Source organism: Gemmatimonadota bacterium, assembly GCA_039715185.1.
Classification (GTDB): Bacteria; Gemmatimonadota; Gemmatimonadetes; order Longimicrobiales; family RSA9; genus DATHRK01.
The window spans coordinates 1-2,313 of the sequence record JBDLIA010000186.1 but is presented as its reverse complement, the minus strand read 5'-3'; the positions used below and the strand labels follow the sequence as shown (position 1 = coordinate 2,313).

The 2,313-nt window shown below is 70.2% G+C and carries 2 protein-coding genes; both read left to right on the top strand.

Annotated elements, in window-relative coordinates; translation table 11 throughout:
- Positions 1-1,219, top strand: a 1,219-nt coding sequence (locus tag ABFS34_16520; protein MEN8377030.1) for an efflux RND transporter permease subunit, incomplete at its 5' end; no start/stop codon positions are given.
- Positions 1,220-1,246: 27 nt separating this feature from the next.
- Positions 1,247-2,269, top strand: a complete 1,023-nt coding sequence (locus ABFS34_16515) for a hypothetical protein (GenBank protein ID MEN8377029.1) — start codon at positions 1,247-1,249, stop codon at positions 2,267-2,269.
- Positions 2,270-2,313 lie beyond the last annotated feature (44 nt).

Below are 2,313 nucleotides of genomic sequence, written 5' to 3'. Positions count from 1 at the left end.
CGTTTTCGGCCGCGGGCCGGCCTTCTACGGAGGGGGCAGCTCGCCGCCCAACTACTCGATCAAGGTCCTGGGCTACAACTACGTCACGGTGCGGGAGATAGCCGTGGACCTGGGGCGCAGGCTGGAGCGCTTCAGCCGCATTCGCGAGGTGGACACCAACGCCAGCGGTCAGTTCTTCCAGCGCGACAGGGCGACCGAGGCAGTGCTCGCGCTGGACCGCGCGGCGCTCGCCCGGCACGGCCTCACCGCGCGCGACGTCGTGGAGGAGGTGAACGCCGCGGTGCGCACCAGCGAGCGCAGCCGCCCCGTGCGCATCGCGGGCGACGAAATGCAGGTGTCGGTCAAGCTCGCCGGACACGAGACCATCGACAACGTGGAGCTGCTCCAGCTCCTGATCCCGGCGCCCGCCGGCGGCAGCGTGCGGCTGGCCGACGTCGCGACGCTGTCAGAGCGCGACGTGCTGGCGCGCATCACGCGGGAGGACCAGCAGTACGAGCGGCGCGTCGCCTACGAGTTCCGGGGGCCCCGCAAGCTGGGCGACGAGATCACCCGGCGGGTCATCGAGGCCACCGCGGTCCCCACCGGCTACACGATCGAGTCGGGCAATCTGTGGGCGTGGTCGCTGGGCGAACGCAACCAGATCTACGGCGTGCTGCTGGTGTCCCTCCTGCTGGTGTTCGGCGTCACCGCGACCCTGTTCGAGTCTCTTCGGCAACCCTTCGTCGTGCTGCTGACCGTGCCGATGGCGCTCGTGGGGGTCTTCCTGGTGTTCTTCTACACGGGCGCGAGCTTTACGCGCGAAGCGTATGTCGGCGTGATCATGATGGGCGGCATCGTGGTCAACAACGCCATCCTGCTCGTCGACCACGTGAACCAGAAGCGCCGCCGCGACGGCCTGGCGTTGCGGGAGGCGGTGCTGGAGGGGACGCTCGAGCGGGTCCGGCCGATCCTCATGACCAGCGCCACGACCATCCTGGGCCTGCTGCCGCTGGTGCTGTTCAGCGCCGCCGCGGACGCGAACATCTGGAACGCGCTCGGCTATGCGCTCGTTGGCGGCCTGGCGGCCAGCACCGTGTTCGTGCTCACCGTGACGCCCGCGCTCTACCTGCTGGCCGAGCGGCGCGCCGAGCGCAGGGCGGGGGAATCGGCGGGTCCACGGCCGACCCGCGCTGTCCTGCCGGCGGCGGCCGGATCGTTCTCCGGAGGAGGGAGCATGTAGGCCTTTCACCGGAGACGAAAACGCGCGATGTCCGCCACGCCACGACCGTCGGTCCCGTCCATTGTCGCGCTGCTCGCTTGTTTGGTCTCCGGCTGCGGCGACGACGCAACCACGCCCGAGGGAGATCCGCCCGATTCGGGACCTGAGTTCTCCGGCACACTCCTCGTGGTCAACAAGAGCGCCGCCAGCCTCTCCTTCGTGGACCCCAACGACGGTTCCAGGCTCGCGGACGTGGCCACCGGCTTCGGGCCGCACGAGGTCGCGCTGTCGCCCGACGCGTCCACCGCGTACGTGACCAACTACGGCAGCGGTGCGTCGCCCGGGAACTCGCTTACCGTGGTGGACGTTGCGACCCGTAGCCGGGTGGCGACCGTGGACCTGGGCACCGACACCGCCCCGCACGGGATCGCCACGTCGCAGGACGGGCGCATCTGGGTCACCGCCGAAGGATCCGGGCGGGTGATCTCCGTGGACCCGGACGCGCTCACGGTGGACGACGGCTTCGCCACCAACCAGGCGGTGACGCACATGATCGCGGTCACGCCCGACGGCGCTCGAGCCTACGCGGCCAACATCGGCAGCGGCAGCGCCACCCGCGTCATCACCTCCACCGGGGCCGTGGCCAGCGTGGGGACCGGCGCCGGCGCCGAGGGCATAGCGCTGTCGGCGGACGGTACGCGCCTGTACGTGACCAACCGGGCCGCCGGCACCGTGAGCGAAATCGACACCGGCTCGTTTCAGGTGCTGCGCACGCTGTCCACCGGCAGCTTCCCAATCCGCGTGCAGATTCGAGCGGGCGCCGGGCAGCTGATCATCACCGACCCGATGGACGATGAGCTAGTCGTGGTGGACATCGCCGACTGGCTCGTGCTGAGCCGGGTACCGGTGCAGGGAGCTCCCATCGGCGTCCTCCTGGACCCCTCCGGCCGCTACGCCTTCGTGGCGCGAACCGCCGCCGATCGCGTGGCGGTCGTGGATCTCCAGGACGGCTCCACCGTGCGACAACTGCCCACCGGCGCGAACCCCGATGGTCTCGCCTGGCTGCCTTGAAGTGGCGATCTTGAAGGAACCCCACCCGGGCGTCGTAGGGGTGC

Excerpts from the sequence above, each read along its gene's own strand:
- ABFS34_16515 (MEN8377029.1), top strand. The coding sequence starts at position 1,247 with ATGTCCGCCACGCCACGACCGTCGGTCCCGTCCATTGTCGCGCTGCTC.